The organism is Pseudarthrobacter sp. H2 (genome assembly GCF_050157045.1).
Lineage (GTDB): Bacteria > Actinomycetota > Actinomycetes > Actinomycetales > Micrococcaceae > Arthrobacter.
The window spans coordinates 891,029-911,982 of sequence record NZ_CP189594.1; the positions used below are offsets into that span (position 1 = coordinate 891,029).

Genomic DNA, 20,954 nt, shown 5'->3' on the forward strand with positions numbered 1-20,954 from the left:
GGGCCCGTCCCTGCCGGACGTCGCAGCCGCATGGTCAGCGCCGCCCTGGCGCTGCTCCTGGCGGCGAGCATGGGCGCCTCAACCCCGGTGGCGTTCGCCGACAACCTCGAGGACCAGCAGGCCGCACTCCGGGACGAGGCGGCGCGGGTCCAGCATTCCCTCGAATTCGTGGATTCCAAGATCGCCCAGGCCGCGGGGGACCTGGTCCTGTACCAGGGGCAGCTGCCCGGCGCGCAGCAGGCCCTCCTTGACGCCCAGGGCAGGGTGGCCGGTGCCGTCAAGGAAGTGGAGGCCCTGGCGGCGCGGGTTGATCTCGCGCAGCAGAACAAGGCCAAGATCACCCAGCAGCTGGAGACCGACAAGCAGAAGATCTCCGACACCAGGAAGCTGATCGGACAGATCGCCAGCCAGGCCTACAAGTCCGGCGGCGTGCCCTCCAACCTGTCGCTGTTCTTCGGTTCGAACAAGGGCGGAAGCCTGACGGACAGCATCGACCTGGCCGACCAGGCGATGCGCAGCCAGAACTCCGCGATGGACAAGCTCACCCAGCAGAACGCCACCAACGTCAACTCCCAGGCCCGTCTCGAGGCCGTGGAAGCGGAAATCACGGACCTTAAGGCGAAGGCCGACGCCGCGCTGGCGCGCGAGAAGACCGCCCGGGACGAAGCCGAAGCCAAGAAGGCACAGGTGGACAAGCTCATCGCCGACACCACCAGGCTCGACGCCGAGCTGCAGGCAGCCAAGCCCGGCATCCAGACCCAGCTGGCCCAGGTCAAGTCCCAGCAGGACGCCGTCGCGGCGGACATCGCCGAACGGGACCGGAAGCTCCGCGAAGCCTGGGAAGCCGAGCAGCGGCGCATCGCCGAAGCGGCCGCCGCGGCAGCGCGCGCCAGGGGCCAGGCCACGCAGCCGTACGTCGCGCCGCCCCAGGGTTCGCCGTCGGCCTTCGGCCTGCAACACCCGTTTCCGGGCAATATCCCGATCACCTCCGGGTTCGGCTGGCGCGCGACGCCGGCCGGAACCATCGACTTCTACGGCCAGGGCGGGTACATGCACACCGGCATCGACTTCGGTGCCGCCTGCGGCACCCCCGTCTACGCCGCGGCGGCCGGCACCGTGTACTCGGCCGGCTGGGCCAACGACGGCGGCGGCAACAACGTGAAGATCTCGCACGGCGTCGTGCAGGGCAACTCGTTGACCACGATCTATTACCACAACACCTCCGTCACGGTCTCGCCGGGCCAGCAGGTCAGCCAGGGCCAGCTCATCGCCTACTCCGGCACCACCGGCAACTCCACCGGCTGCCACTCGCACTTCGAGACCTGGCTCAACGGCCGCGCCGTGGACCCGATGAACCTGCTCTAAACTGGAAGGACTCCGCGCCACCCCGGCCGGAGTGAGCCACCGAAAGATCCGAGGAGTTCTACCGTGCCCAAAGAAAGTGGCCGTAAGGTAGTGGCCACCAACCGCAAGGCCCGGCACGACTACCACATCCTTGACACCTACGAGGCCGGGATCGCCCTGATGGGCACCGAGGTGAAGTCCCTGCGCGAGGGCCATGCCTCGATGGTCGACGGCTTCTGCACCTTCTACAACGACGAGCTGTGGATGGAGGGCATCCACATCCCGGAGTACAACCAGGGGAGCTGGACCAACCACGCCGCGCGCCGGCGCCGCAAGCTGCTGCTGCACCGGGACCAGCTGACCAAGATCTCGCACAAGATCCGCGAATCGGGCTTCACGATCGTCCCGCTCCAGCTCTACTTCCTGGACGGCCGGGCCAAGGTGGAAATCGGCGTCGCACGCGGCAAGAAGGAATACGACAAGCGCCAGACGCTGCGCGAACAGCAGGACAAGCGCGAAGCCCTTAGGGTCATGCGCGAGCGGAACCGCAAATAGTGCCAGCCCCGCGGGGGCAGCAACAGGGCAGAAACAGGGGCAGGGAATGATCCCGGCCGGGTATGCGTTATGCTTGGTAGTCCGGGAAGGATCCGTGAGGTTCCCAACGGGTTTGATAAAAAAATACGGGGATGATCGGTTTCGACGATGTTAGTCGCGACAGGTGAAGCGGGCCGAGGATGCAGAATTATCTCGTAAACGCTGTCTGCAAACCAATAAGTGCCGAATCAAAACGCACTGACTTCGCTCTCGCTGCCTAAGCAGTAAGACAGTCCGTCAGCCCGAGGTTGCTATTGCCCCGGATCCTGGCGTCATTTAGATAGCCACTGCTGTTTACCTCCGTCATCGGGGTGAACGGGACTCTTAGATGACTGGGCCCGGATCAGCCAGCTGTTTGCAGCATGGCCGGGGCCGAGAAAATCCGACGCAAACTGCGCCCGGAGAAGCCCTGACAACACGACATCGGACGGGGGTTCAATTCCCCCCATCTCCACATAAGATAACCCCTAGATCCTTGTGATCTAGGGGTTTTCTTTTGCCTGTTGGCGGAAGGCCCGATTTTGTTGGCGAGAAATGGCACCGATACGGGACAGGCATGGAAGCGAACGAGGACAGAACGGTACAGAGCGAACTCATGTACACACGGGCGAAACCGCCGAAGAGTTCTACGCCCGAAGACGGCCGCTCGAGAACCTATGGAAAGCAGGAATCACTCAGGTTTCACGACGAGTTACTCGACATGACGTCCGCGCTCAGTGAAATTCCAGTCTTGTTATGACCAGAATTCAGACTACACTTAACTCATGCAAACTCTACCGCTTTCCGCCGTGAAGGCCAGGCTCTCCGAGCTCGTGGACGCCGCATCCGTGACCCATGACCAGGTGGTCATCACCAAGAACGGTGTTCCCGCGGCCGTGATCATCGGAACCGACGAATGGGAGGCGCTGCAGGAAACCCTGTTCTGGCTCTCCCAGCCCAACATCCGGGAAGACCTTGCCCGGGCCCAGAAGGACATAGCGGAGGGCAAAGGCCTCGCCGAGGAACAGATCAGGGCAGAGTTCGGCGTCCCCAAGCACCAGCGCTGAGCGCCGGTGGCGTATGAGGTCATTTTCTCGCCCACGGCACGCCGGGACTTGCAGTCGGTGCCTCCCCGGATCGTGACGGCCATCATCGAATTCGCCTACGGCGACCTGTCCAGAAACCCGCAACGGGTAGGCAAAGCCCTGGAGCGGGACCTGGCCGGCTTCCATTCGGCCAGGCGCGGCCCCTACCGCATCCTGTACTCCATTGATGAGGAACATGGCAGCATCAGCGTCCTGCGAATCGATCACCGCGCCGATGTGTACCGGCCCAGGTAGTCCCGACGCCCTGATGAAAGGACGAGAAAGCATGAGGAAGATCATCGGAATGGTGCCCGCCCTGCGCGGGTGGGTCATGGCCGCGTTCTTCGCCTTCGTCGGGTTCGGTGCAACAGGCCTGATCCCGGATTTGTGACCCAGCACCCTTGATTTTCCGGGGGTTCCTGCTTCACGAGGGGAGCTTTTCGGCCGTTTTGACGGTTTCAATTCCCCCCATCTCCACCATGGGAGCGCCGGAGACGGAGCTCCACCCCGTAGTACAGTACAAAAGGCCGGAAGCGGATGCTTCCGGCCTTTTGGTTTTAACGGCACCTTGGTTAACGGCTTTTGTGTTGCCGGCCGGCCCCGGATGGCCGGCCCTTGGCTATCCGCGCTTCTTGATGTGTGCCACCGGGTCCGCGTGGATCTCCGCGACGTTCTTGGTCTTCTTCTCGGCGCGTTTTTCCTTGATGGTCTTCACCGGTTTCTTGCCCAGGCTCTTGTGCGGCGATTTGTCAGGCATGGTCCACTCCCTAACGGCGTGGGGCCCGGAATGGCCCCGTGCTTTTAAGTTACGCCTCGGGCACCGCGACGTCCACGATGCCGACGAATCGGCTCCCCACGCCCTCGTACTCGCTGCGCACCAGACCCGCGGCTGCTTCCGGGACCTCGTACGGGGCGTGGTCGGCGCAGCAGACATAGGTGAACTCCGGCCACCACTTCTTCGGCCGGGCCGCCTCGGAGAAACCGCAAACGGCGCACGTCAGCTGGACCCAGACCGGGCGTTTGCCCGTCCGGTTCGCCTTGGACTGGACCAGCCACGCCGGCGGGTTGTCGAGCAGCTCGCCGAGTTCGGCGTCGGAAAGGCGGGACGGGATGCCGTGACGGTGTGCCATTTCCAGCGGAATGTCGAGGATCTGGGCTGCTTCACGTCGGGTAACCATCCTTCAACGATACGGGATGGCCGGGCCGCGGCAGGGCCGGGGACCAGCCCCGGCGGCCCGGTGTTAGGCTCATCACAGACCCGGTGCCGCCCGGCAGAGTAAGGCAGTGCGGGAGGCAGCGAGGAAGGCAGCTTGGAAGGCAGCAGCCATGTCCGGAATCCCCGCCACAGCCATGACCGCCGTCGAGAAACGCGTACTGTACGTCGCGATCGTCGCGTCGTTCATGGCCTTTCTGGACAGTTCGGTGGTCAACCTTGCCCTGCCGGCGATCGGACGGGAACTCGGCGGCGGACTGGTGGTCCAGCAATGGGTCGTGGACGGGTACCTGCTGACCCTGGGGGCACTCATCCTCGTTGCGGGTTCCCTGTCGGACCAGTTCGGCCGGGTGCGGGTCCTGCGGTGGGGTCTCGTCGGCTTCACGGTTACGTCGCTGCTCTGCGGCCTCGCCTGGAACGGAGAGGCACTGGTTGTGGCCCGTGCCCTGCAGGGCGTCGCCGGGGCCCTGCTGGTGCCCAGCTCCCTCGCCCTGATCGTGACAGTGTTCAGCGGCCCCGCCCAGTCCGTGGCGATCGGCAAATGGTCGGCCTGGACCTCCGGAGCCATCGTCGCGGCGCCCGTGCTCGGCGGACTCTCCGTGGACCTCCTGACCTGGCGGGTGATCTTCTTCCTCAACATCGTGCCGGCAGTTGCGGTGTTGCCGGCGCTGCGCCGGCTGCGCGGACTGGAGCTGGAGCGGCCCCCCGGCAGCAGGATCGATGTCGCAGGAACGATCCTGGCGGTTGTCGGGCTCGGCGGCATCGTCTACGCCTTCATCGAACGCGGCAGCCTGGGCTGGGGCGCCCCGCAGGTCTGGCTGCCCCTGGCCGCCGGCGCCGCGGTCCTCGCCGCGTTCATCCTCCACGAGGCCAGGACCCCGGCCCCGATGATGCCGCTGCGGCTCTTCGCCGTGCGCAATTTCGGCTGGGGAAACCTCGCGACGACGGCGATCTACGGGGCGCTGTCCCTGGGCTTTTTCGTCCTGGGCCTCTTCCTCCAGCAGGTGGCCGGCCTGCGTGCCACGGCCGCAGGCTTCGCCCTGCTGCCCTCGACCCTCATCCTGCTCATCCTGTCGGCCCGGATGGGCGCCCTCGCCGGCCGTTCCGGCCCCCGCTGGTTCATGACGGCCGGACCGCTGCTGTGCGCGGCCGGCTTCCTGCTGCTGCTGAGGGTGGGTTTGCCGCTGGATTACGTCGGGCAGGTCCTGCCCGGGCTGGTGGTCTTCGGGGTGGGCCTGGCCGTGACCGTGGCGCCGCTGACGTCCGCCATCCTGGGGGCGGTGGATCCGGCGGAGGCCGGTATCGGCTCGGCCGTCAACAACGCCGTCGCGCGCATCGCAGGACTCGTGGGAATCGCCGCCGCCGGGCTGATCACCGGGCCGGTGATCACGACGTCGGGCCTGCACAACACCGTCGCGGTAACCGCGGCACTGTTCGTCGTCGGGGCGCTGACCTCCGCTGTCGGCATCCGGAACCCGGACGTCGACGGCCGGCGCCCTAGCCGGCCAGGGCGACGCCGAGCGCGGCCGCCGCGAGGCCCGCGAGGAGATTCACGGCCACATTCAGGGCCGCGGCCCGGTACCGCCCCTCGCTGACCAGGCGGACCGTCGCGGTGGTCCACGAGCTGAACGTCGTCAGGCCCCCGGCCAGGCCCGTGGCGACAACGGCGTGCCAGTCGGGGCCGAGATCCAGCCGGCCGGTCACGCCGATGGACAGGCCGATGATGAAGGACCCGGCGAGGTTCACGGTGAGCGTGGCCCAGGGCCAGTGCGGGTGGGGTCCGGGGCGGTGGGCAAACCAGGAGTCGACGGCGAAGCGCAGCAAGGCGCCGGCCACACCGAAGATCCCCACCAGCAGCGCCGTCATCATGAGGCGTCCCCGCGCCGGTCAGCGATGGCCTTGCCGGTCTTCCAGCCGGCGGCCGCGGCCCCCAGCCCCAGCACGAGCGAGAGCCCAAGGTAGGCCAGCCAGGTCGCATGGAAGCCGGCGCGGAGCTGCTGGTCGATCGAGATCACGAGCGCCGAAAACGTGGTGAAGGAGCCCAGCAGGCCCGGACCGAGCCCGGCCCGGAGCCAGAAGGCGGTCCTGGGCCGTGCGATCCAGATGGTGGTCAGGGTGGCCAGGGCGAAACTCCCCACGACGTTGATCGCCAGGGTCGTCCACGGCACGGCACCTGCCGGCTCGGGAAAGAGCTGGCCGGCGGCGTAGCGCAGTTCGGTGCCGAGCAGCGCGCCGGCGGCGACGGCCGCCCAGGCCCGCCAGCCCGGAAGGCCGGGGCGTGTCACGGCACGGCCCCCGGACGCCGGGTCCGGCATTCAGGGTCCGGCATTCAGGGACCGGAGACACTGCAGCCGGCGTGGGCGTCCTCGCTGTGCACCCAGAGGGCGGACGCGACCTCCTCGGCGAGGTCGAATTCGCGCGGGGTCCCGCCGGAGCCGATCCGCACCACGAGCGGGCCCCCGAACGGCCTGCGGCCGAGCACCTCAACCTCGGCGTCCAGGTCGATCTCCTCGGCGGCAAGGTAGCGGAGCAGCTCGGGGTTCTCGTCGCTGATCCGGGTGATCCGGCCCGTGTGGCCGGCGTCGAGTTCGTTCATCCGGTGGGCGGCAGGCATCCGGACGGATCCGTCGGCCGCCGGGATCGGATCGCCATGCGGGTCCCGCACCGGGTTCCCCAGTTTGGCGGCCATCCGTTCAATGAAGGTGTCGGAGACGGCGTGTTCGAGCAGTTCGGCCTCGTCATGGACCTCGTCCCAGCGGTAGCCGAGCTCCTCGACGAGGAAGGTTTCGATCAGCCGGTGCCGCCGGACCATGGACACCGCCAGCCGGACGCCGTCCCCCGTCAGGGTGATGGCGCTGTACGGCTGGTGGTCCACGAGGCCCTGGTCCTTGAGCTTGCGGACCATTTCGGAGACGGAGGAGTTGGCGACGCCCAGCCGCTGCGCGAGCTGCGTGGAGCTGATGGGTTTGTCCTGCCACTCCGTGAAAGAGTAGATGACCTTGACGTAGTCCTCGATCGAGGAGGAGGGCGTACCGGTCTTCACAGACCCAAGCCTACCGTCCGCCGGCGCCGGAGAACGTCAGCCACAGCAGGACCAGGTTCAGGGCCACCACCAGCACCACGCTGATGATGGCGGCGACGCGCAGGGCCAGGCCGTCCGCGAACCGGCCCATGAGTGCTTTGCTGCTGGTCAGGACGACCAGCGGGACAAGGACGAAGGGGATGCCGAAGCTCAGGACCACCTGGCTGAGGACCAGCCCCCAGGTGGGGTCGAACCCGACGGAGAGCAGCACAACGGCCGGGATCAGGGTCACGACGCGGCGTGCCATCAGCGGGATCCGGATTTTGAGCAGGCCCTGCATGATGGTGCCGCCGGCGTAGCAGCCCACCGAGGTGGAGGCCAGGCCGGAGGCCAGCAGTCCGACGGCGAAGACGACGCCGACGACCGGGCCCAGGCTGGCCGTGATCGCGGCGTGCGCCCCCTCGATGGTGTCGGTCCCGTCCACCCCGCCGAGGGTCGACGCCGCCAGCAGCAGCATGCCGATGTTGACCACCCCGGCGACGGCAAGGGCCACGACGACGTCGAGCCGGGTGGCCCTGACCAGTCGGGCCATGGCAGGCACGGGAACGTGGAGGTGCGGGTTCGGGCGGTGCCGGTCACGGGAGAGTGCCGAGTGGACGTAGATGGCGTGCGGCATCACGGTGGCCCCGAGCATGCTGGCGGCCAGGAGGACGGTGTCCGGGCCCTGGAAGCCGGGCATGAGTCCGGCCAGGACCCCGCCGGCGTCGGGCGGGCTGATGAACAGTCCGGCCAGGAAGCCGATGGTGATGATGCCCAGCAGGAAGATGATGACGAACTCGAAGGGCCGCTGCTTGTTCCTGGCCTGCACCGCGAGGAGCAGCATCGATACGCCGCCGACGATCACGGCGCCGAGGGGCAGGGGGAGGCCGAAGAGCAGGTAGAGGGCGATCGCCCCGCCGACGACCTCCGCGAGGTCGGTGGCCGCGGCGACGATCTCGGCCTGGACCCAGAAGGCGCGCCGCCAGAACGGCTTGAGCCGCTCGCCCAGGATCTCCGGCAGGCTCTTGCCCGTCACGATGCCGAGCTTCGCGGACTGGTACTGGACCAGCACGGCCATGATGTTCGCGGCGACCAGGACCCAGACCAGCAGGTAGCCGTATTGCGCGCCGGCGGTCAGGTTGGCGGCGACATTCCCCGGATCCACGTAGGCAATCGAGGCCACGAAGGCCGGTCCGAGCAGCCCGAGCAGCGCCCGGCGCGCCCCGCGCTTTTTCCGGCCCGGCGCATCCATGGAACGTGGTTCCCGTCCTGTTGCTTCCAGCACTGCAAGCTCCCGTGATGTCGGCGCGTCCGCATTGACGCGGTGGTCCCGGGCTGATGGGCAGCCGGGACGAAGTTTTGTATGCCTACCAATAATTATTAGGCATACCGAAACAATAGGCCCCTCGGGGGTCCCGTGCAATGCGGCAGGTAACAGTCAGCCCCGGAAGGCCCGCCAGGTCTGCGTCAGGTAGGGGAGCCTGAGGATCCCGCCGGGGTTATGGCCCAGATGCCCGTGCAGGTACCAGTCGAGGTTGTCCAGGACTTTGGTCCGGGTGGCCTCCGGGGCTGCCAGGTAATAGCTGCGGGATTTCGCCAGGTCCATGATGTCCTCGGTAGTCACCCGATCCTCCCAGCGGGTCAGGTGGCTCTGCAGCCCGGTGAACTCCGGGCCCACCGCGGGCCTGAAATGGGGCTTGAGGACGTCGCCGGCGTGCATGATGCGGGAGAGCCGGTGCACCCAGGGAACCGAGGTGTCCAGCTGGTTCCAGACCAGGCCCAGGACGCCGTGCGGCCGGAGGATCCGGGCGATTTCGGTGCTCGCCAGGAGAGGATCGCACCAGTGCCACGCCTGGGCGACCGTGACGAGGTCAAAGGCTTCCGGCTCGAGGCCGGTGTTCTCGGCGGTGCCCTCGACGGCGGCGACGCCGGGCAGGGTCCGGCGCAGCTGCTCCAGCATGTCCGCCGAAGGATCCACCGCCACGGTGCGCAGGCCGCGCCCGACCAGCAGTGCCGTGAACTTTCCGGTCCCCGCGCCGATGTCCGCGGCGTCCTGCGCGCCCGGTGGGATCAGCCAGCCGGCCGATTCTTCAGGGTAGCCGGGGCGGACCCTTTCATAGTGCTCGCCGCCGTCCTGGAAGCTCTGCCCCAGCTGCTGGCGTCGCTCATGGTGGAGTTTGGGGCCGCCGCGTGCCACGTGCGATCTCCTTCGGCAGATCCGGTTGGGTATCCTCCGAATTTACCGCATGCGGCAGCGGGCGCCGGTCCCCGGTGCCGGACGCCCGGCCCCGGACGGCTGCCGCCTAATCCAGGGAGCAGGGGGCTGCGCCCGCGGTGCCCGGCGTGTTCGGTGCCCAGTGCGGGTAGCTGCGGGAATCGTTGGACGGGACCCAGCGGCCGGCATCCACCACGTAATCCCAGCCGAGGCCGGTCTGCCGCAGCTCCTGGATTCCGGCGAGCAGCCGCTGCGCATCCTCCAGCCGCGAGCCGAGGCCGAAGCTTGCCCGCAGGGAACCGGAAGGCAGCCCGAGCCGGCGGAGCAGGGGATGGGCGCAGAAACGGCCGTCCCGCAGGCCGATACCGTGTTCGGCCGAAAGGTAGGCCGCCACCAGGCCTGCGTCGTAGCCTGCAACCGAGAAATTCACGACGCCGATGGTCCCGGCGCCCTGTTCCGTGTCGGAGAAGATCTGGTGCACGCTCACGCCGTCGATGCGCTGGAGCCCCTCGACGAGGAAGGACCGGATGGCGTTCTCATGGGCGTGCCATTGCTCCTCGTCCAGCGCCGCGATCACCTCGGTGGCGCGGGCCAGCGTGGCGGCACCCAGGACGTTGGGGGAGCCGCCCTCGTGCCGTGCCGGGCCGGTGGTCCAGCTGACGGTGTCGAGCCTGGCGTCCAGGACCGCGCCGCCGCCGGCGAGGTGCGGGGTGCCGGCGTCGAGCCAGTCCGGGCGCCCCACCAGCACGCCGGCGCCGAACGGTGCGTAAAGCTTGTGGCCGGAGAAGGCGAGATAGTCGACGTCGTCCGCGGCGATGTTGATGCGCCGGTGCGGGGCGAGCTGGGCGGCGTCGACGACGATCCGGGCGCCGTACTCGTGGGCCAGGGCGGCCAGGGCCCGGATCGGCAGGATTTCCCCGGTGACGTTGGAGGCTCCGGTGACGGCGAGCAGGCTGATCCCGCCGTGCGCCAGTTCCCCGCGCAGCCGCTCCAGGGTGGCCGCCAGGGTGGGGGCGGCGACGACGCTGCGGTGCGGCACCTTCTGCCACGGCAGCAGATTGGCGTGGTGCTCGATGTCGAGGTAGAGGACCTCGCCGGTGTGCTTGCCGCCGCGCACGGGCAGGCAACCGGCGAGCAGGTTGAGGGAATCGGTGGTGTTCCGGGTGAAGATGACCGCATCGTCTGCCCGGCCGCCCACGAAGCCGCGCACAATGCTGCGGGCGTTCTCGTAGACGGACGTGCTGATCTGGGAGGCGTAGCCGGCGCCGCGGTGGACGCTCGCGTAGAACGGAAGGATCTCGTTCAGGTAGGCGGACACCACGGACAGGGCCGGTGCCGAGGCGCCGTAGTCCAGGTTGGCGTAGCGGACGTGGCCGCCCTGGATGAGGGGGGCCTGGATCTCGGCCCCGGTCACCGCGGAGAGCGGGCGGCCCGCGACGGCGAACCGTGCGTCCGGGTCCCCACCTTCAGTGGAGTCAAGCGCAGTGGAGTCAAGCGCAGTGGAGTCAAGCGCAGTGGAGTCAATCGCAGTGGCGGCGGGGAAAATGGCGGTTGTCAAAAGGACCTCATTCGAACAGGACCCCACGCTCCGGGGATCCGCGCTTGCCGGGTCCACTCCGGACCGGCCAGGTCGTCACCCGGGGCACCCCACCGCGAATGGAGGGTTGCCGGCCAGCAAACCGGGGTTTAGCGCTGGCACTCGTGACCTGCATCGAGCCTAGGACAACCACGCCGCCGGGGAAAAGGCCACGCTCCAATGTGAAGCGGTTTGTTACGCCATGTAGCTAGAGAGCAGCCGCAGCGGCCGGAGCGGCCGGGACGCTTTCCACGGAGCTCATCGTGCCGGGTATCCGCGGGATGGTGAGCTGGACGTTGAGGCCGAAGAGGGCTTCCAGGGCTGCCGCGTAATCGTCCTGGCGGCCGGCCGTGGCCAGTTCCCTGGCGCGGACCGTCGGGATGTGGAGCAGGCGCCGGACGATGCGGCGCAGAGCGGAGTTCACTTCTTCAGCCGTGGCGCCGCACCCGTGTTGTTTCGTGACGCGCTCCATTTCAGCCTCGAGGACTTGATGGATGTGCAGGCGCAGGGCAACGATGGCCGTGTCGACCATGCGGATTGCCTCTTGTTCCTCGAAGCGGCGCGCTGCCTGCCGGACCAGGGCACCGGCAACGCGGAGCGCCTCCGCGTCCGCCGGGGGAGCCGCCAGCCGGACCGATTCGAGGGTGATCAGTTCAATGCCCGGAAGATCCGCCACGTGAGGGTCGAAATCATGGCTGGGGGCGAGATCGATGACGGTGAGGGGATGGGCAGCTTCGTCCCTCCAGGCTGCCAGTTGGGCCGCGCCGATGCGCGTTTCGGTGCCGCTGCAGCCAATGATGATGTCTGCCCGGGCAACGGCTGCGGGCAGTTCCCGGGCCGTCAGCGCCGTTCCTCCCCTGGCCGCCGCAAAGGCGTCCGCACGGCCGGACTGGGAAAAAACATAAGTGGCTGAACACCGCCTGCTTCTGAGTATCTCCGCAACGCAGGCCGCGTACGCTCCGGTGCCGAAGAGGACCACGGACACATCGTCCAGGGCCGGCTGCCCCGATCCGGCGGCGGCAAGGTCAAGGGCCACAGAGGCTATGGACCTGCTCGTGCTGCTGAGCGCGGTCCGGGCCCCCACCTCCTTCCCCGTGCGGGAGGCCGCCTGGAACAGCCGGATCAAACGCCCGCTCGCGGTACCCGCAGCCTGCGCTTCAGCGAGGGCACGGCGGGCCTGGCCGGCGACTTCGCGCTCACCGACAACAACCGAATCGAGGCCGGTCACGACGGCGAAAAGATGCTTCGTCGCCGATTCCCCATGCGTGTGCTCGAACAGTGACGCGAGCAGGGCGGCGGCCAGGCCCGTGCAGAGGCCGACAGAGTCCAGGGCATCGGAACAGGCGGTATCAACGTCCCCCGCAGGTGAGACCTCGCAGTAGATTTCAAAGCGACTGCACGTGGACAAGACCACGGATCCGGAAACGGCGGAACTGCCGGCCAGGATGTGCCGGGCCAGCCGCGAGGAAACGGAGTGCAGCCGGGCGGCAGATTCAATGTCGAGATCACGGTACTTCGCAACGAGCACCAGCAGGACCGGGCTGCCCCCGGAGTCACAGGATCCGGGATCCACATGCTGAAATGTTCCAGACAAGGCCGCTTGCCTCCCAACAGATGTCCGCACCACGTCGTGTCCACAGCGGAGACCGCCGCTGTGGACAGGATCGTGCAGAGGCCCTTGGGAATCCTTGAGCCGCAGGACCGCCCGGAAGACCACGCCCCAGACAAGAACGACGGCGGACGCCCCCGCCGCTAGAACTCAAGGGGGCATCCGCCGTCGCGTGTTTCCTGGCTGCGGACGTCTGTCAGAGCAGGTCGTCCAGGCCCGGGTTGAGGCGCTTGAGGACTTCCGAGTGCAGGATCGAGTTGGTGGCGAGGGCGTTGCCGCCGAACGGGCCGTCTTCCCCCTCCAGGGAGGTGAAGCGGCCGCCGGCCTCGGTGACGATCGGCACCAGGGCGGCCATGTCATAGAGGTTCAGTTCGGGCTCGCAGGCGATGTCCACCGCGCCCTCCGCGAGCAGGCAGTAGGACCAGAAATCGCCGAAGGCGCGGGTCCGCCAGACTTCCTCGGTAAGGCCCAGGAACTCGTCAAGGTTGCCGCGCTGCTTCCAGCCGCCCAGGCTCGAGTAGGACAGGGACGCGTCCGCAAGCCGGGACACGTTGGAGACCTTCAGCCGGGTCGCGGCGGCCAGCGAGCGGCCGGTGTAGGCGCCCGCACCCTTGGCCGCCCACCAGCGTTTGCCCAGCGCCGGGGCGCTGACGACGCCGACGACAGGCTCGCCCTCGTCGACGAGCGCAATCAGGGTGGCCCAGACCGGGACGCCGCGGACGAAGTTCTTCGTCCCGTCGATGGGGTCGATGATCCAGCGGCGGGAGCCGTGGCCGGAGCTGCCGAATTCCTCGCCGAGGACGGCATCGCGCGGACGGGAGCGGGACAGCTGGCCGCGGATGGCTTCCTCCGCGGACTTGTCGGCATCGGTGACCGGTGTCAGGTCCGGCTTCGTTTCGATCCGGAGGTCGAGCGCCTTGAAGCGGCTCATGGTCTGGGAATCGACGGAATCTGCCAGTACATGGGCAAGGCGCAGGTCATCGTTGTAGCTTGAAGCGGGTTGACTCATGGTTCCAAACTACCGCCAAAGGGGACGCCCGGGGGGCAGGGCACGGTGCAGGGCACGGTGCGGCGGCTAGGAGACGCTGCCCAGTTCCTTGGTTTCCTGGGCTTCCATCCGCGGGTCCGTGCCGAGCAGGCGTCGCAGCGAGGCCAGCCGGGCCGGCCCCGAGGGCCCCGCATGGCCGCCCGCCACCCAGGCGTCGACGCCGCAGTTGACGGCGGTCGAGTCGTGCTTGCAGCCCCGCTCGCAGTCGTCGGTGCCCGGCTCGAGGTCCGGGAAGGAGTGCAGGATCCGGTCCGGGTCCACATGGGCCAGGCCGAAGGACCGGATGCCGGGGGTGTCGATGATCCAGCTCCCGGCCGGGGCGTCGTTGACCTTGAGGGCCAGGGCCGAGGAGGAGGTGTGGCGTCCCCGGCCGGTCACGGCGTTGACCCCGCCGGTGGCGCGCTCGGCGCCGGTCAGGGCGTTGACCATGGTGGACTTCCCGACGCCGGAATGGCCCAGCATGACGGTGACCTTGCTGTCGAGGTAGCCGCGCAGCGCGGATACCGCGTCCCGGTCCAGCCGGGCGGACAGCCCGTCGTCCGAGCGGGCATCGATCCCGGAGGCGGCCGAGTCCGCCGTCCTGGAGATGATGACGGGGAAATCGAGGTGCCGGTAGTTGGACAGCAGCTCGGCTGGATCCTTGACATCGGCTTTGGTGACGAGCAGCAGCGGCTCGATGCCGGCGTCGTACGCGGCCACCAGGGCGCGGTCGATGAAGCCGGTCCGCGGCTCGGGGTTGGCGGCGGCGACCACGATCACGAGCTGGTCGGCGTTGGCGACGACGGCGCGTTCGATCGGGTCCGTGTCGTCGGCGCTGCGCCGCAGGAGGGTCCTGCGGTCCTGGATTTTCACGAGCCGGGCCAGGGTGTCCGATTCCCCGCTGACGTCCCCGACGAGGGAGACGAAGTCCCCGGCCACGACGGGGTTGCGGCGCAGTTCCCTGGCCCGGGCGGCGATGATCTTGCGTTCGTCCGAAGTGCCTTCGCCGACGACGGCGGTGTAGCGGCCCCGGTCGACGGTGACGATGCGCCCGGTCACGGCGTCGTCGTGGCTGGGCCGGTCCTTCGTGCGCGGGCGGGAGCCCTTCTTGTTGGGGCGGATCCGGGCGTCGGATTCGTCCCAGGAGTCAGTGCTGCGTGCCACCGCTGGCGTCCTTGTCTGCCGGGTCCGGCCGGGTTTCGCCGGCGGGGCCCTGGCCCAGCATGGCGGCCCACAGCTCGGGGAATCCCGGCATGGTCTTCGCCGTGGTCGCGATGTCCTCGACCTCGACGCCGCGCACGGCCAGCCCCAGGATGGCGCCCGCGGTTGCCATGCGGTGGTCCGCGTAACTGTGGACGACGCCGCCGTGCAGCGGGGCGGGCCGGATGACCAGGCCGTCGGGGGTTTCCTCGGCGTCGCCGCCGAGGCGGTTGATCTCCGCCACGAGGGCGGCCAGCCGGTCCGTTTCGTGCCCCCTGAGGTGGGCGATGCCGCTCAGGCGCGAGGGGCCCGTGGCCAGCGCGCAGAGCGCGGCGACGGTCGGGGCGAGCTCGGAAGTTTCGTTGAAGTCCGCGCCCTTGATCTCCGGGCCGCCGGTCACGGTCAGGGTGCCGTCCTCCAGCGTCACGGTGGCGCCCATGGTGGCGAGGATGCTGCGCCAGAGGTCGCCGACCTGGGTGGTGCCGGCAGGCCAGTCCGGGATCCGCACGGTGCCGTGGGTGGCCAGCGCCGCGGCCAGGAACGGGCCGGCGTTGGAGAGGTCCTGCTCGATCCGGTGGTCGAAGGCCCGGATCCTGCCGGGCGCGACGATCCAGTGGTCCGGGCGTGAATCGTCCACGGCCACGCCGACGCCGCGCAGCACGGCCACGGTCATGTTGATGTGGTCAAGGCTGGGGACCGGGCCGCCCACATGCTCCAGGTGCAGCCCGTCCGTGAAGCGTGCCCCCGCCAGCAGCAGCGCGGAGACAAACTGCGACGACGCGCTGGCATCGATGACGAGGTGGCCGCCGCGGACCTCGCCCGTGCCCTGCACGGTGAAGGGCAGCGAGGCCGCCGTGCCGCCGTCGGGGGCGCCGACAGTGACGCCGAGCCCGCCCAGGGCCTCAATGATCGTTCCCATCGGACGGTTCCGGGCGTGGGGGTCGCCGTCGAACAGGGTCGCGCCCCGGCGCAGGGCAGCGACCGGGGGAACGAACCGCATGACGGTGCCGGCCAGGCCGCAGTCGATCGCGGCGCCGGCCCCGGGCGCATCCGGGGGGATCGTGCCCAGGGGGATGGGGGTGACGTGAAGGTCGGGGCCGAAGGCGCCGTCGCCGGGGACCTCGGTGATGGTGGCACCGAGCTGGCGGAGTGCCCCGATCATCAGGGCCGAATCACGGGAGTGCAGGGGGGCCCGCAGCCGGGACGGACCGTCGGCCAGGGCCGCCAGCACCAGGTACCGGTTGGTCAGGGACTTGGATCCGGGCACGGTGACCGTCGCGTCGACGGGCCGTGCGGCGAACGGTGCCGGCCAGTGCGGCCCGCCGTCGGGCTGGCGGGGGGTGGCTGCTGCGGTGGAGGTGGCGCCTGTCATTGCCGTCTTATGCTCCGACGGCTTTGCGGACGGCTTTGTCGGCCTTCTTCAGCTGCTTGCCCGTGGTCTTCCGGGCGTCCGCGGCGAGGTGGCCGGCGCCCTTCCGGGCGTCCGCGGCCAGGTGTTCGGCGCGCCAGGCCAGGCTGGGCTTTCCGGCGGTGTCCACGGAGGCCAGCAGCACGCCGCCGGTCAGCGAGACGTTTTTCAGCAGCTGCTTGCGGCGGGCGTCGCGGCCGTCCTTCGAGGAGATGTCCGCGCTGCGCCATTCGACGTAGCCGTTCAGTGCCGAGATGACGGCGAGGACCGTGGCCGCAAGGCGGGCCGACTTGCCGAGGGCCAGGCATACACCCGCGCCGACCTGGGTTCCGCCGATGACGCGGGCCAGGACCTTCTCGTTGGTCTGGAACGGCAGGGATTCAGCCGCGCGGCGCAGCAGGGGGGATAACTGTGCAGCCGTGTCATCCGCATTCTTGAGCTTGTCCATGCCTGCGAGGACGAAACTGGACGCGAGCATGGGCCGGGCGAGAAAACGGACAAGGGACATGAATTTCCTCCTGGATGGGCGATCCGCGGAATCGATGCGGGAGAACCGGTTCTAGTCTTGCACTTTTGCGGAATATTTGCCCGTTGTGGGTGGTTGTCAATGGCAGGTTCCAGCAGCTTTCCGTTGCGGGATTAGTTGCGGGATTAACAGCCGGATTATCAGCCGGATTATGAGTAGGCGAATATGAGTTGGTCCGGCCCGTTCCGGCGGGCCGGGGGCAGTTCGTGACTAAGGGAGGCAGCGATTTGATACTGGTGAAGGACAGCGAAGAGCTGGACACCGGTCCCCGCGATCCCTGGACCCTGACCTTGCCGCGCCTCGAAGCGGAAGCCGCGGCGGAAGTTCCGGGGGGCCGCCGGGCGGTGACAGTAGACTTGAAGGCAATGAGCACTATGGACCGGGCCGTTGCGGCCATGAACGGGGTTGCCGGAAACGGCGCCGAACCCGCCAGGACGCCCCTTGCCGGCACGGCTGACGCACCGGCATCTTCCGCGGCGCCGGCCGTCCCGGTACCGGTGCCGGCAGCCGGACCCGCAGCGGCTGCCGCCGGTACCGGGAGGGCCGCGGACGGGCTTGAGGGCGAGCAGCCGCTGGACGTGGCCGCCGAAACGGCGGAAGAGCGTCGGGTCCGCTTTGAGCGTGACGCCATGCAGTACGTGGACCAGCTGTATTCCGCCGCGATGCGGATGGCGCGGAACCCCGCCGATGCCGAGGACCTGGTCCAGGAGGCGTACACGAAGGCGTTTTCCGCCTTCCACCAGTACAAGCCGGGGACAAATCTCAAGGCGTGGCTGTACCGGATCCTCACCAACACCTACATCAATTTGTACCGCAAGCGGCAGCGCGAACCGCTGCAATCGAATTCGGACACCATCGAGGACTGGCAGCTGGCGCGGGCCGGGTCCCACACCTCGTCCGGGCTGCGGTCAGCCGAGGCCGAGGCCCTGGACCACCTGCCGGATTCGGATGTGAAGCGGGCACTGCAATCGATCCCGGAGGAGTTCCGGCTGGCCGTCTACTTCGCCGACGTCGAGGGCTTCGCCTACAAGGAAATTTCAGAGATCATGAACACCCCCATCGGGACCGTCATGTCCCGGTTGCACCGCGGCCGGAAGATGCTCCGGGACATGCTGGCCGACTACGCCGCCGAGCGTGGATTCAGGGCCGCAGATTCCACCGCCGCGGCCGAGGGCAACAAAGCCGAGAGCAACAAACAGGAGAACGGGAAATGAGCGACTGCCAGGGACTGGGCGACTGCGACGACGTCCGGATGCAACGGATCTACGAGTATCTGGACGGGGCGCTCACGCACGATGACATCGCCGAGATCAAGGACCACCTGGACGGTTGCCCAGAATGTTTCGAGCAGTATGACCTCGAATGCGTCATCCGTGTGCTGGTGAAGCGGTCGTGCACGGAGGCCGCGCCGGAAAACCTCAAGAACTCGATCCTTGACCGGATCCATTCGATCCGGCCGGTCGAAGCCTGATTCCAGCCCGGCCGGCTGGAAGCCCAGGCCCGCCGGGTGCGGAAACGAATGACCCCGGGAACCATCAGGTTCCCGGGGTCATTCGGTTAAAGCTGACACTCCAAGCCGAGGCTTAGGCGTTGGGGCGCTTGCCGTGGTTCGCGCCGCCACGCTTACGGTCACGACGTTTACGTGCACGTTTGCTCATAGCTGGCCTCCTTAAATGTTGGTACTCAAAAGAGCTGCCCTCAAGTCTCCCACATCGGGGCACCGGCCGCGAACCGGTCAGTCATCGGATCAGTCGGCCAGGGAGTTACGGATGGAGATCCGCGCCTGGTCCAGCACGGTCTTCACCGTCTCCAGCGTGACGGGGGTGACGGGGCGCCGGCCGGCATGGCGGCGCAGTTCGATGCGGATGTCGTCGCGGAAGGACTGGACCAGCATTTCCGCTTCGCGCAGGCGGCGGTCGCCCTCCGGCGAGTAGCGCGGCGCTCCGCCGGATCCAGAGGTTGCTTCGGCGGCTGTTCCCGCGGCTGCTCCGGCTGCTCTTCCCGCTGCGCGGACGGTGGAGCGGGCCGCCTCGGCCGTGGCGGCCAGGTCCGCCCGCAGTCCCCGCATGTTGGCACGGATGTCCTGGCGCAGCGTGTCGGCGAGCCGGCGGACCGAGGCGGAGATGTCTTCCTCCACGCCGGCGAGTTCGTTCCGCCGGCTGTCCAGCTCCTGCAGGCCCGCCGGGGTGATGCTGTAGTTGGTGCGCCGGCCCTCTGCCCGTGTCGCCACCAGCCCTTCCTGTTCCAGTTTGCCAAGGCGCGGGTAGATGGTGCCGGCGCTGGGGGAGTAGGTGCCGCCGAAGCGTTCGCTGAGGGCCCTCATGAGCTCATAGCCGTGTTTGGGCCCGGACTCGAGCAGTGCGAGCAGATACAGCCGCAGCGCGCCGTGGGCAAAGACGGGAGCCATCAGGGCCCCGTCCCTGCATCCGCGGGGGGCGCGCCGTGGAAAATCGAGGTCTTGCCCGAGACCGAGTTGGTCCGGACCAGCATCAGCTGGGTGTCGGGCCCGGCGATGGTCTGCACCGTGCCGCCAGGCTGGGGGTACTGCTGGTCGTCGATCACGACGGCGCCGGTGGCTGACTTGGCGATGATGTCGACGCCGACGTCGTGCGGCAGCCGGATGGTGACGTCTCCGGAGACGGAATTGGCGCCGAAATCCTGGGTGAAGCCGTGGAGGTCGAAGCTCAGGTCGCCGCTGACGGTATTGGCGCGGATGTTGCTGAACTCGCCCGAGGCCGTCACCTCGCCCGAGACGCTCCTGGCGGTCAGGACGCCACGGTGGTTGCGGGCGATGACTTCGCCGCTGACCGTGTTGACGGCCAGTTCGCCGGAGGTTTCGTCGGCCAGGACGGAGCCGGAGACCGTGTTCAGCCGGGTGTGCCCGCTGGTCCCGGACACCATGCCGTCGCCGCTGACGGTGCCCGCCTCAACCTCGGCGCCGGCGGGCAGGGCGATGCTGATGACCACGGAGTTGCTGCTGTTGTTGTTCACGGTGCCCATGAGGTTCTTGAACCAGCCCTGCGCCCCGTGCAGCTGGTGGCGGACCTCCAGCCGGCCGTGGACCAGGCTGACGGACAGGGGGTCGCCGTGGATTTCGGAGACTTCGATCCGGGCGACGTCCTCATCGTGGGTGACGATGTCGAAGCGGCCGCGGACGATGCCGAGCCTGAGCGAGCTGACGCCGTCGACGTCGATGGTCACAGGGCCGGTGACGGTCCAGGAAGTCTCTGCCATGGTTCCTCCGAAGGGTGCTGCGCGGTGCTCCGCTTGCGACATTCAGATTGCGATATATCGCGATGATGAAGTCACGATATATCGCGGTTGGGCGGCCGTCAAGCCATCCGGCGCAAGCCCTGCGGCGCAAGCCGTGCAGCGGGCTGCCGGGCCGGCTACTCGGGGGCGGCTACTCCGGGGCGGGCAGGCCCAGCCACTGGAACCAGCCCCGGTGCAGCACCAGCCAGGCCATCAGGCCGTACCCGGCCTGGCCCGGGGTTCCGCCGTTGGCCGCCAGATCCTGGCGCCACTGCTCATGGTTCAGCAGCGGGGAAAACGTGTCCACGTAAAGGTGCTTCCGCCGGGTGGTGACATCGGCAAATGCGGTGTTGAGCTCGCCCAGCCTGCGGTTCTGCGCCGGGTCCAGGCTCGGCGGCGGCCCCACGACAAAGACCTCGATCCTGTTCTGCGTGGCGGAGTCCAGGATGTTGGCCAGGTTCAGCCGGCTGCGCGCGGTGGAGAGCCCGAAGACAATGTCGCGTCCGGACAGCCCGATCACCAGCCGGTTCTCGTGGAGATCGCTGTAGCGGCGGCCGGCCTCCTCGAGCCAGCGGGCGGCCAGCCCCTCGGTGCCTTCCTCCGGGCAGGGCAGCGCGTAGCTCTCAAGGGCGATGCCGTCCTGCGGCGTGCGGGCCAGCACACGGCCCAGCCACCCCAGCGCGCGCGGATCGCCGAGCCCGGCCAGCAGCTCGTCTCCCACGGCTGCGATCCGCAGCTTCCGATCTTCCACGACTACCTCTTCACTTCAAAGCTGTCCATTGGACCCTGTCATTCAGACCTGCATGAAACCTTGTCCCTAAAGCCCCGCCCCTCAAGCCCGGCCCATTAAACAGGGCTGCCCGGC

Annotated in this window: 24 protein-coding genes, 1 other RNA gene and 1 riboswitch; of the genes, 8 read left to right on the forward strand and 17 right to left on the reverse strand. The window is 68.3% G+C overall.

Going from position 1 to position 20,954, the window contains the following annotated elements:
- Positions 1-30: 30 nt before the first annotated feature.
- The 5 genes from ACQCSZ_RS04150 to ACQCSZ_RS04170 all read left to right on the forward strand — a co-directional run bounded on the left by ACQCSZ_RS04150 (position 31) and on the right by ACQCSZ_RS04170 (position 3,257).
- Positions 31-1,365 carry a peptidoglycan DD-metalloendopeptidase family protein gene (locus tag ACQCSZ_RS04150; protein ID WP_427006824.1) on the forward strand — a complete coding sequence of 445 codons (1,335 nt, stop codon included), beginning with the start codon at positions 31-33 and terminating at the stop codon, positions 1,363-1,365.
- Between the two features lie 63 nt (positions 1,366-1,428).
- On the forward strand, positions 1,429-1,899 hold the full coding sequence (gene smpB / locus ACQCSZ_RS04155; protein WP_427006825.1) for an SsrA-binding protein SmpB: 471 nt from the start codon (positions 1,429-1,431) through the stop codon (positions 1,897-1,899).
- A gap of 127 nt (positions 1,900-2,026) precedes the next feature.
- Positions 2,027-2,395, forward strand: a transfer-messenger RNA (tmRNA) gene (gene ssrA / locus ACQCSZ_RS04160).
- A gap of 307 nt (positions 2,396-2,702) precedes the next feature.
- Positions 2,703-2,984, forward strand: coding sequence for a type II toxin-antitoxin system Phd/YefM family antitoxin (locus tag ACQCSZ_RS04165; protein WP_427006826.1), 282 nt, complete (start codon positions 2,703-2,705; stop codon positions 2,982-2,984).
- Between the two features lie 6 nt (positions 2,985-2,990).
- Positions 2,991-3,257, forward strand: coding sequence for a type II toxin-antitoxin system RelE family toxin (locus tag ACQCSZ_RS04170; RefSeq protein WP_427006827.1), 267 nt, complete (start codon positions 2,991-2,993; stop codon positions 3,255-3,257).
- A gap of 364 nt (positions 3,258-3,621) precedes the next feature.
- Here ACQCSZ_RS04170 and ACQCSZ_RS04175 read toward each other — a convergent pair whose 3' ends face one another.
- Complete coding sequence (locus ACQCSZ_RS04175; RefSeq protein ID WP_211878526.1) at positions 3,622-3,759, reverse strand: hypothetical protein; 138 nt, start codon at positions 3,757-3,759, stop codon at positions 3,622-3,624.
- A gap of 49 nt (positions 3,760-3,808) precedes the next feature.
- The gene (locus tag ACQCSZ_RS04180; protein WP_427006828.1) at positions 3,809-4,180 is read right to left on the reverse strand and encodes a hypothetical protein; all 372 of its coding nucleotides are present in this window, start codon (positions 4,178-4,180) and stop codon (positions 3,809-3,811) included.
- A gap of 148 nt (positions 4,181-4,328) precedes the next feature.
- Between ACQCSZ_RS04180 and ACQCSZ_RS04185 the strand changes: the two genes are divergently transcribed.
- The gene (locus tag ACQCSZ_RS04185) at positions 4,329-5,810 is read left to right on the forward strand and encodes an MFS transporter (protein ID WP_427006829.1); all 1,482 of its coding nucleotides are present in this window, start codon (positions 4,329-4,331) and stop codon (positions 5,808-5,810) included.
- On the opposite strand, the gene crcB is transcribed toward ACQCSZ_RS04185, so the two are convergent.
- From crcB to ACQCSZ_RS04240, 11 genes are all read right to left on the reverse strand, one after another.
- Positions 5,713-6,081 (reverse strand): fluoride efflux transporter CrcB, encoded by a 369-nt coding sequence (gene crcB / locus ACQCSZ_RS04190; RefSeq protein WP_427008249.1) that lies wholly within the window; start codon positions 6,079-6,081, stop codon positions 5,713-5,715. The genes ACQCSZ_RS04185 and crcB overlap by 98 nt on opposite strands.
- Positions 6,081-6,530 carry a fluoride efflux transporter FluC gene (locus tag ACQCSZ_RS04195; RefSeq protein WP_427006830.1) on the reverse strand — a complete coding sequence of 150 codons (450 nt, stop codon included), beginning with the start codon at positions 6,528-6,530 and terminating at the stop codon, positions 6,081-6,083. The genes crcB and ACQCSZ_RS04195 overlap by 1 nt, the downstream gene beginning before the upstream one ends.
- Before the next feature lie 14 nt (positions 6,531-6,544).
- Entirely contained in the window at positions 6,545-7,258 is a 714-nt protein-coding gene (locus ACQCSZ_RS04200) for a metal-dependent transcriptional regulator (protein WP_427006831.1), read from the reverse strand.
- A 10-nt stretch (positions 7,259-7,268) separates the two neighbouring features.
- Positions 7,269-8,528 (reverse strand): Nramp family divalent metal transporter, encoded by a 1,260-nt coding sequence (locus ACQCSZ_RS04205; RefSeq protein ID WP_427008250.1) that lies wholly within the window; start codon positions 8,526-8,528, stop codon positions 7,269-7,271.
- Positions 8,529-8,714: 186 nt separating this feature from the next.
- Positions 8,715-9,473, reverse strand: a complete 759-nt coding sequence (locus ACQCSZ_RS04210) for a class I SAM-dependent methyltransferase (protein WP_427006832.1) — start codon at positions 9,471-9,473, stop codon at positions 8,715-8,717.
- Positions 9,474-9,579: 106 nt separating this feature from the next.
- Complete coding sequence (locus ACQCSZ_RS04215) at positions 9,580-11,049, reverse strand: aminotransferase class V-fold PLP-dependent enzyme (RefSeq protein WP_427006833.1); 1,470 nt, start codon at positions 11,047-11,049, stop codon at positions 9,580-9,582.
- Positions 11,050-11,084: 35 nt separating this feature from the next.
- Positions 11,085-11,198: riboswitch (SAM riboswitch) on the reverse strand.
- A gap of 77 nt (positions 11,199-11,275) precedes the next feature.
- Positions 11,276-12,640, reverse strand: a complete 1,365-nt coding sequence (locus ACQCSZ_RS04220) for a glutamyl-tRNA reductase (protein WP_427006834.1) — start codon at positions 12,638-12,640, stop codon at positions 11,276-11,278.
- Positions 12,641-12,872: 232 nt separating this feature from the next.
- Positions 12,873-13,685 (reverse strand): histidinol-phosphatase, encoded by an 813-nt coding sequence (hisN, locus tag ACQCSZ_RS04225; RefSeq protein WP_211878496.1) that lies wholly within the window; start codon positions 13,683-13,685, stop codon positions 12,873-12,875.
- 66 nt (positions 13,686-13,751) lie between these two features.
- Positions 13,752-14,867, reverse strand: coding sequence for a ribosome small subunit-dependent GTPase A (rsgA, locus tag ACQCSZ_RS04230; RefSeq protein ID WP_427006835.1), 1,116 nt, complete (start codon positions 14,865-14,867; stop codon positions 13,752-13,754).
- On the reverse strand, positions 14,851-16,275 hold the full coding sequence (gene aroA / locus ACQCSZ_RS04235) for a 3-phosphoshikimate 1-carboxyvinyltransferase (protein WP_427006836.1): 1,425 nt from the start codon (positions 16,273-16,275) through the stop codon (positions 14,851-14,853). The genes rsgA and aroA overlap by 17 nt, the downstream gene beginning before the upstream one ends.
- A gap of 7 nt (positions 16,276-16,282) precedes the next feature.
- Positions 16,283-16,819: a DoxX family protein gene (locus tag ACQCSZ_RS04240; RefSeq protein ID WP_427006837.1), complete on the reverse strand. Its 537-nt coding sequence runs from the start codon at positions 16,817-16,819 to the stop codon at positions 16,283-16,285.
- Positions 16,820-17,202: 383 nt separating this feature from the next.
- Between ACQCSZ_RS04240 and ACQCSZ_RS04245 the strand changes: the two genes are divergently transcribed.
- Together ACQCSZ_RS04245 and rsrA are read left to right on the forward strand one after the other, a co-directional pair.
- Positions 17,203-18,051, forward strand: a complete 849-nt coding sequence (locus tag ACQCSZ_RS04245; protein WP_427008251.1) for a sigma-70 family RNA polymerase sigma factor — start codon at positions 17,203-17,205, stop codon at positions 18,049-18,051.
- Positions 18,048-18,308, forward strand: a complete 261-nt coding sequence (gene rsrA / locus ACQCSZ_RS04250) for a mycothiol system anti-sigma-R factor (RefSeq protein ID WP_211878491.1) — start codon at positions 18,048-18,050, stop codon at positions 18,306-18,308. Before ACQCSZ_RS04245 ends, rsrA begins: the two co-directional genes overlap by 4 nt.
- Before the next feature lie 112 nt (positions 18,309-18,420).
- Here rsrA and ACQCSZ_RS04255 read toward each other — a convergent pair whose 3' ends face one another.
- From ACQCSZ_RS04255 to ACQCSZ_RS04270, 4 genes are all read right to left on the reverse strand, one after another.
- Positions 18,421-18,495 carry a 50S ribosomal protein bL37 gene (locus ACQCSZ_RS04255; protein WP_104061284.1) on the reverse strand — a complete coding sequence of 25 codons (75 nt, stop codon included), beginning with the start codon at positions 18,493-18,495 and terminating at the stop codon, positions 18,421-18,423.
- An 89-nt stretch (positions 18,496-18,584) separates the two neighbouring features.
- Positions 18,585-19,244: a PadR family transcriptional regulator gene (locus ACQCSZ_RS04260; RefSeq protein ID WP_427006838.1), complete on the reverse strand. Its 660-nt coding sequence runs from the start codon at positions 19,242-19,244 to the stop codon at positions 18,585-18,587.
- On the reverse strand, positions 19,244-20,071 hold the full coding sequence (locus ACQCSZ_RS04265; protein ID WP_427006839.1) for a DUF4097 family beta strand repeat-containing protein: 828 nt from the start codon (positions 20,069-20,071) through the stop codon (positions 19,244-19,246). Before ACQCSZ_RS04265 ends, ACQCSZ_RS04260 begins: the two co-directional genes overlap by 1 nt.
- Positions 20,072-20,240: 169 nt before the next feature.
- Positions 20,241-20,840 carry a GDSL-type esterase/lipase family protein gene (locus ACQCSZ_RS04270; protein ID WP_211878488.1) on the reverse strand — a complete coding sequence of 200 codons (600 nt, stop codon included), beginning with the start codon at positions 20,838-20,840 and terminating at the stop codon, positions 20,241-20,243.
- Between the last annotated feature and the right edge of the window lie 114 nt (positions 20,841-20,954).

What these genes read in the sequence shown, in the direction of transcription:
- rsrA (WP_211878491.1), top strand. Translation starts at nt 18,048, where the DNA reads ATGAGCGACTGCCAGGGACTGGGCGACTGCGACGACGTCCGGATGCAA.
- ACQCSZ_RS04165 (WP_427006826.1), top strand. Translation starts at nt 2,703, where the DNA reads ATGCAAACTCTACCGCTTTCCGCCGTGAAGGCCAGGCTCTCCGAGCTC.
- crcB (WP_427008249.1), bottom strand. Translation starts at nt 6,081, where the DNA reads ATGACGGCGCTGCTGGTGGGGATCTTCGGTGTGGCCGGCGCCTTGCTG.
- aroA (WP_427006836.1), bottom strand. Translation starts at nt 16,275, where the DNA reads ATGACAGGCGCCACCTCCACCGCAGCAGCCACCCCCCGCCAGCCCGAC.
- hisN (WP_211878496.1), bottom strand. Translation starts at nt 13,685, where the DNA reads ATGAGTCAACCCGCTTCAAGCTACAACGATGACCTGCGCCTTGCCCAT.
- ACQCSZ_RS04265 (WP_427006839.1), bottom strand. Translation starts at nt 20,071, where the DNA reads ATGGCAGAGACTTCCTGGACCGTCACCGGCCCTGTGACCATCGACGTC.
- ACQCSZ_RS04150 (WP_427006824.1), top strand. Translation starts at nt 31, where the DNA reads ATGGTCAGCGCCGCCCTGGCGCTGCTCCTGGCGGCGAGCATGGGCGCC.
- ACQCSZ_RS04180 (WP_427006828.1), bottom strand. Translation starts at nt 4,180, where the DNA reads ATGGTTACCCGACGTGAAGCAGCCCAGATCCTCGACATTCCGCTGGAA.
- ACQCSZ_RS04260 (WP_427006838.1), bottom strand. Translation starts at nt 19,244, where the DNA reads ATGGCTCCCGTCTTTGCCCACGGCGCGCTGCGGCTGTATCTGCTCGCA.
- ACQCSZ_RS04195 (WP_427006830.1), bottom strand. Translation starts at nt 6,530, where the DNA reads ATGCCGGACCCGGCGTCCGGGGGCCGTGCCGTGACACGCCCCGGCCTT.
- ACQCSZ_RS04175 (WP_211878526.1), bottom strand. Translation starts at nt 3,759, where the DNA reads ATGCCTGACAAATCGCCGCACAAGAGCCTGGGCAAGAAACCGGTGAAG.
- ACQCSZ_RS04245 (WP_427008251.1), top strand. Translation starts at nt 17,203, where the DNA reads ATGAGCACTATGGACCGGGCCGTTGCGGCCATGAACGGGGTTGCCGGA.
- ACQCSZ_RS04205 (WP_427008250.1), bottom strand. Translation starts at nt 8,528, where the DNA reads ATGGATGCGCCGGGCCGGAAAAAGCGCGGGGCGCGCCGGGCGCTGCTC.
- ACQCSZ_RS04240 (WP_427006837.1), bottom strand. Translation starts at nt 16,819, where the DNA reads ATGTCCCTTGTCCGTTTTCTCGCCCGGCCCATGCTCGCGTCCAGTTTC.
- ACQCSZ_RS04185 (WP_427006829.1), top strand. Translation starts at nt 4,329, where the DNA reads ATGTCCGGAATCCCCGCCACAGCCATGACCGCCGTCGAGAAACGCGTA.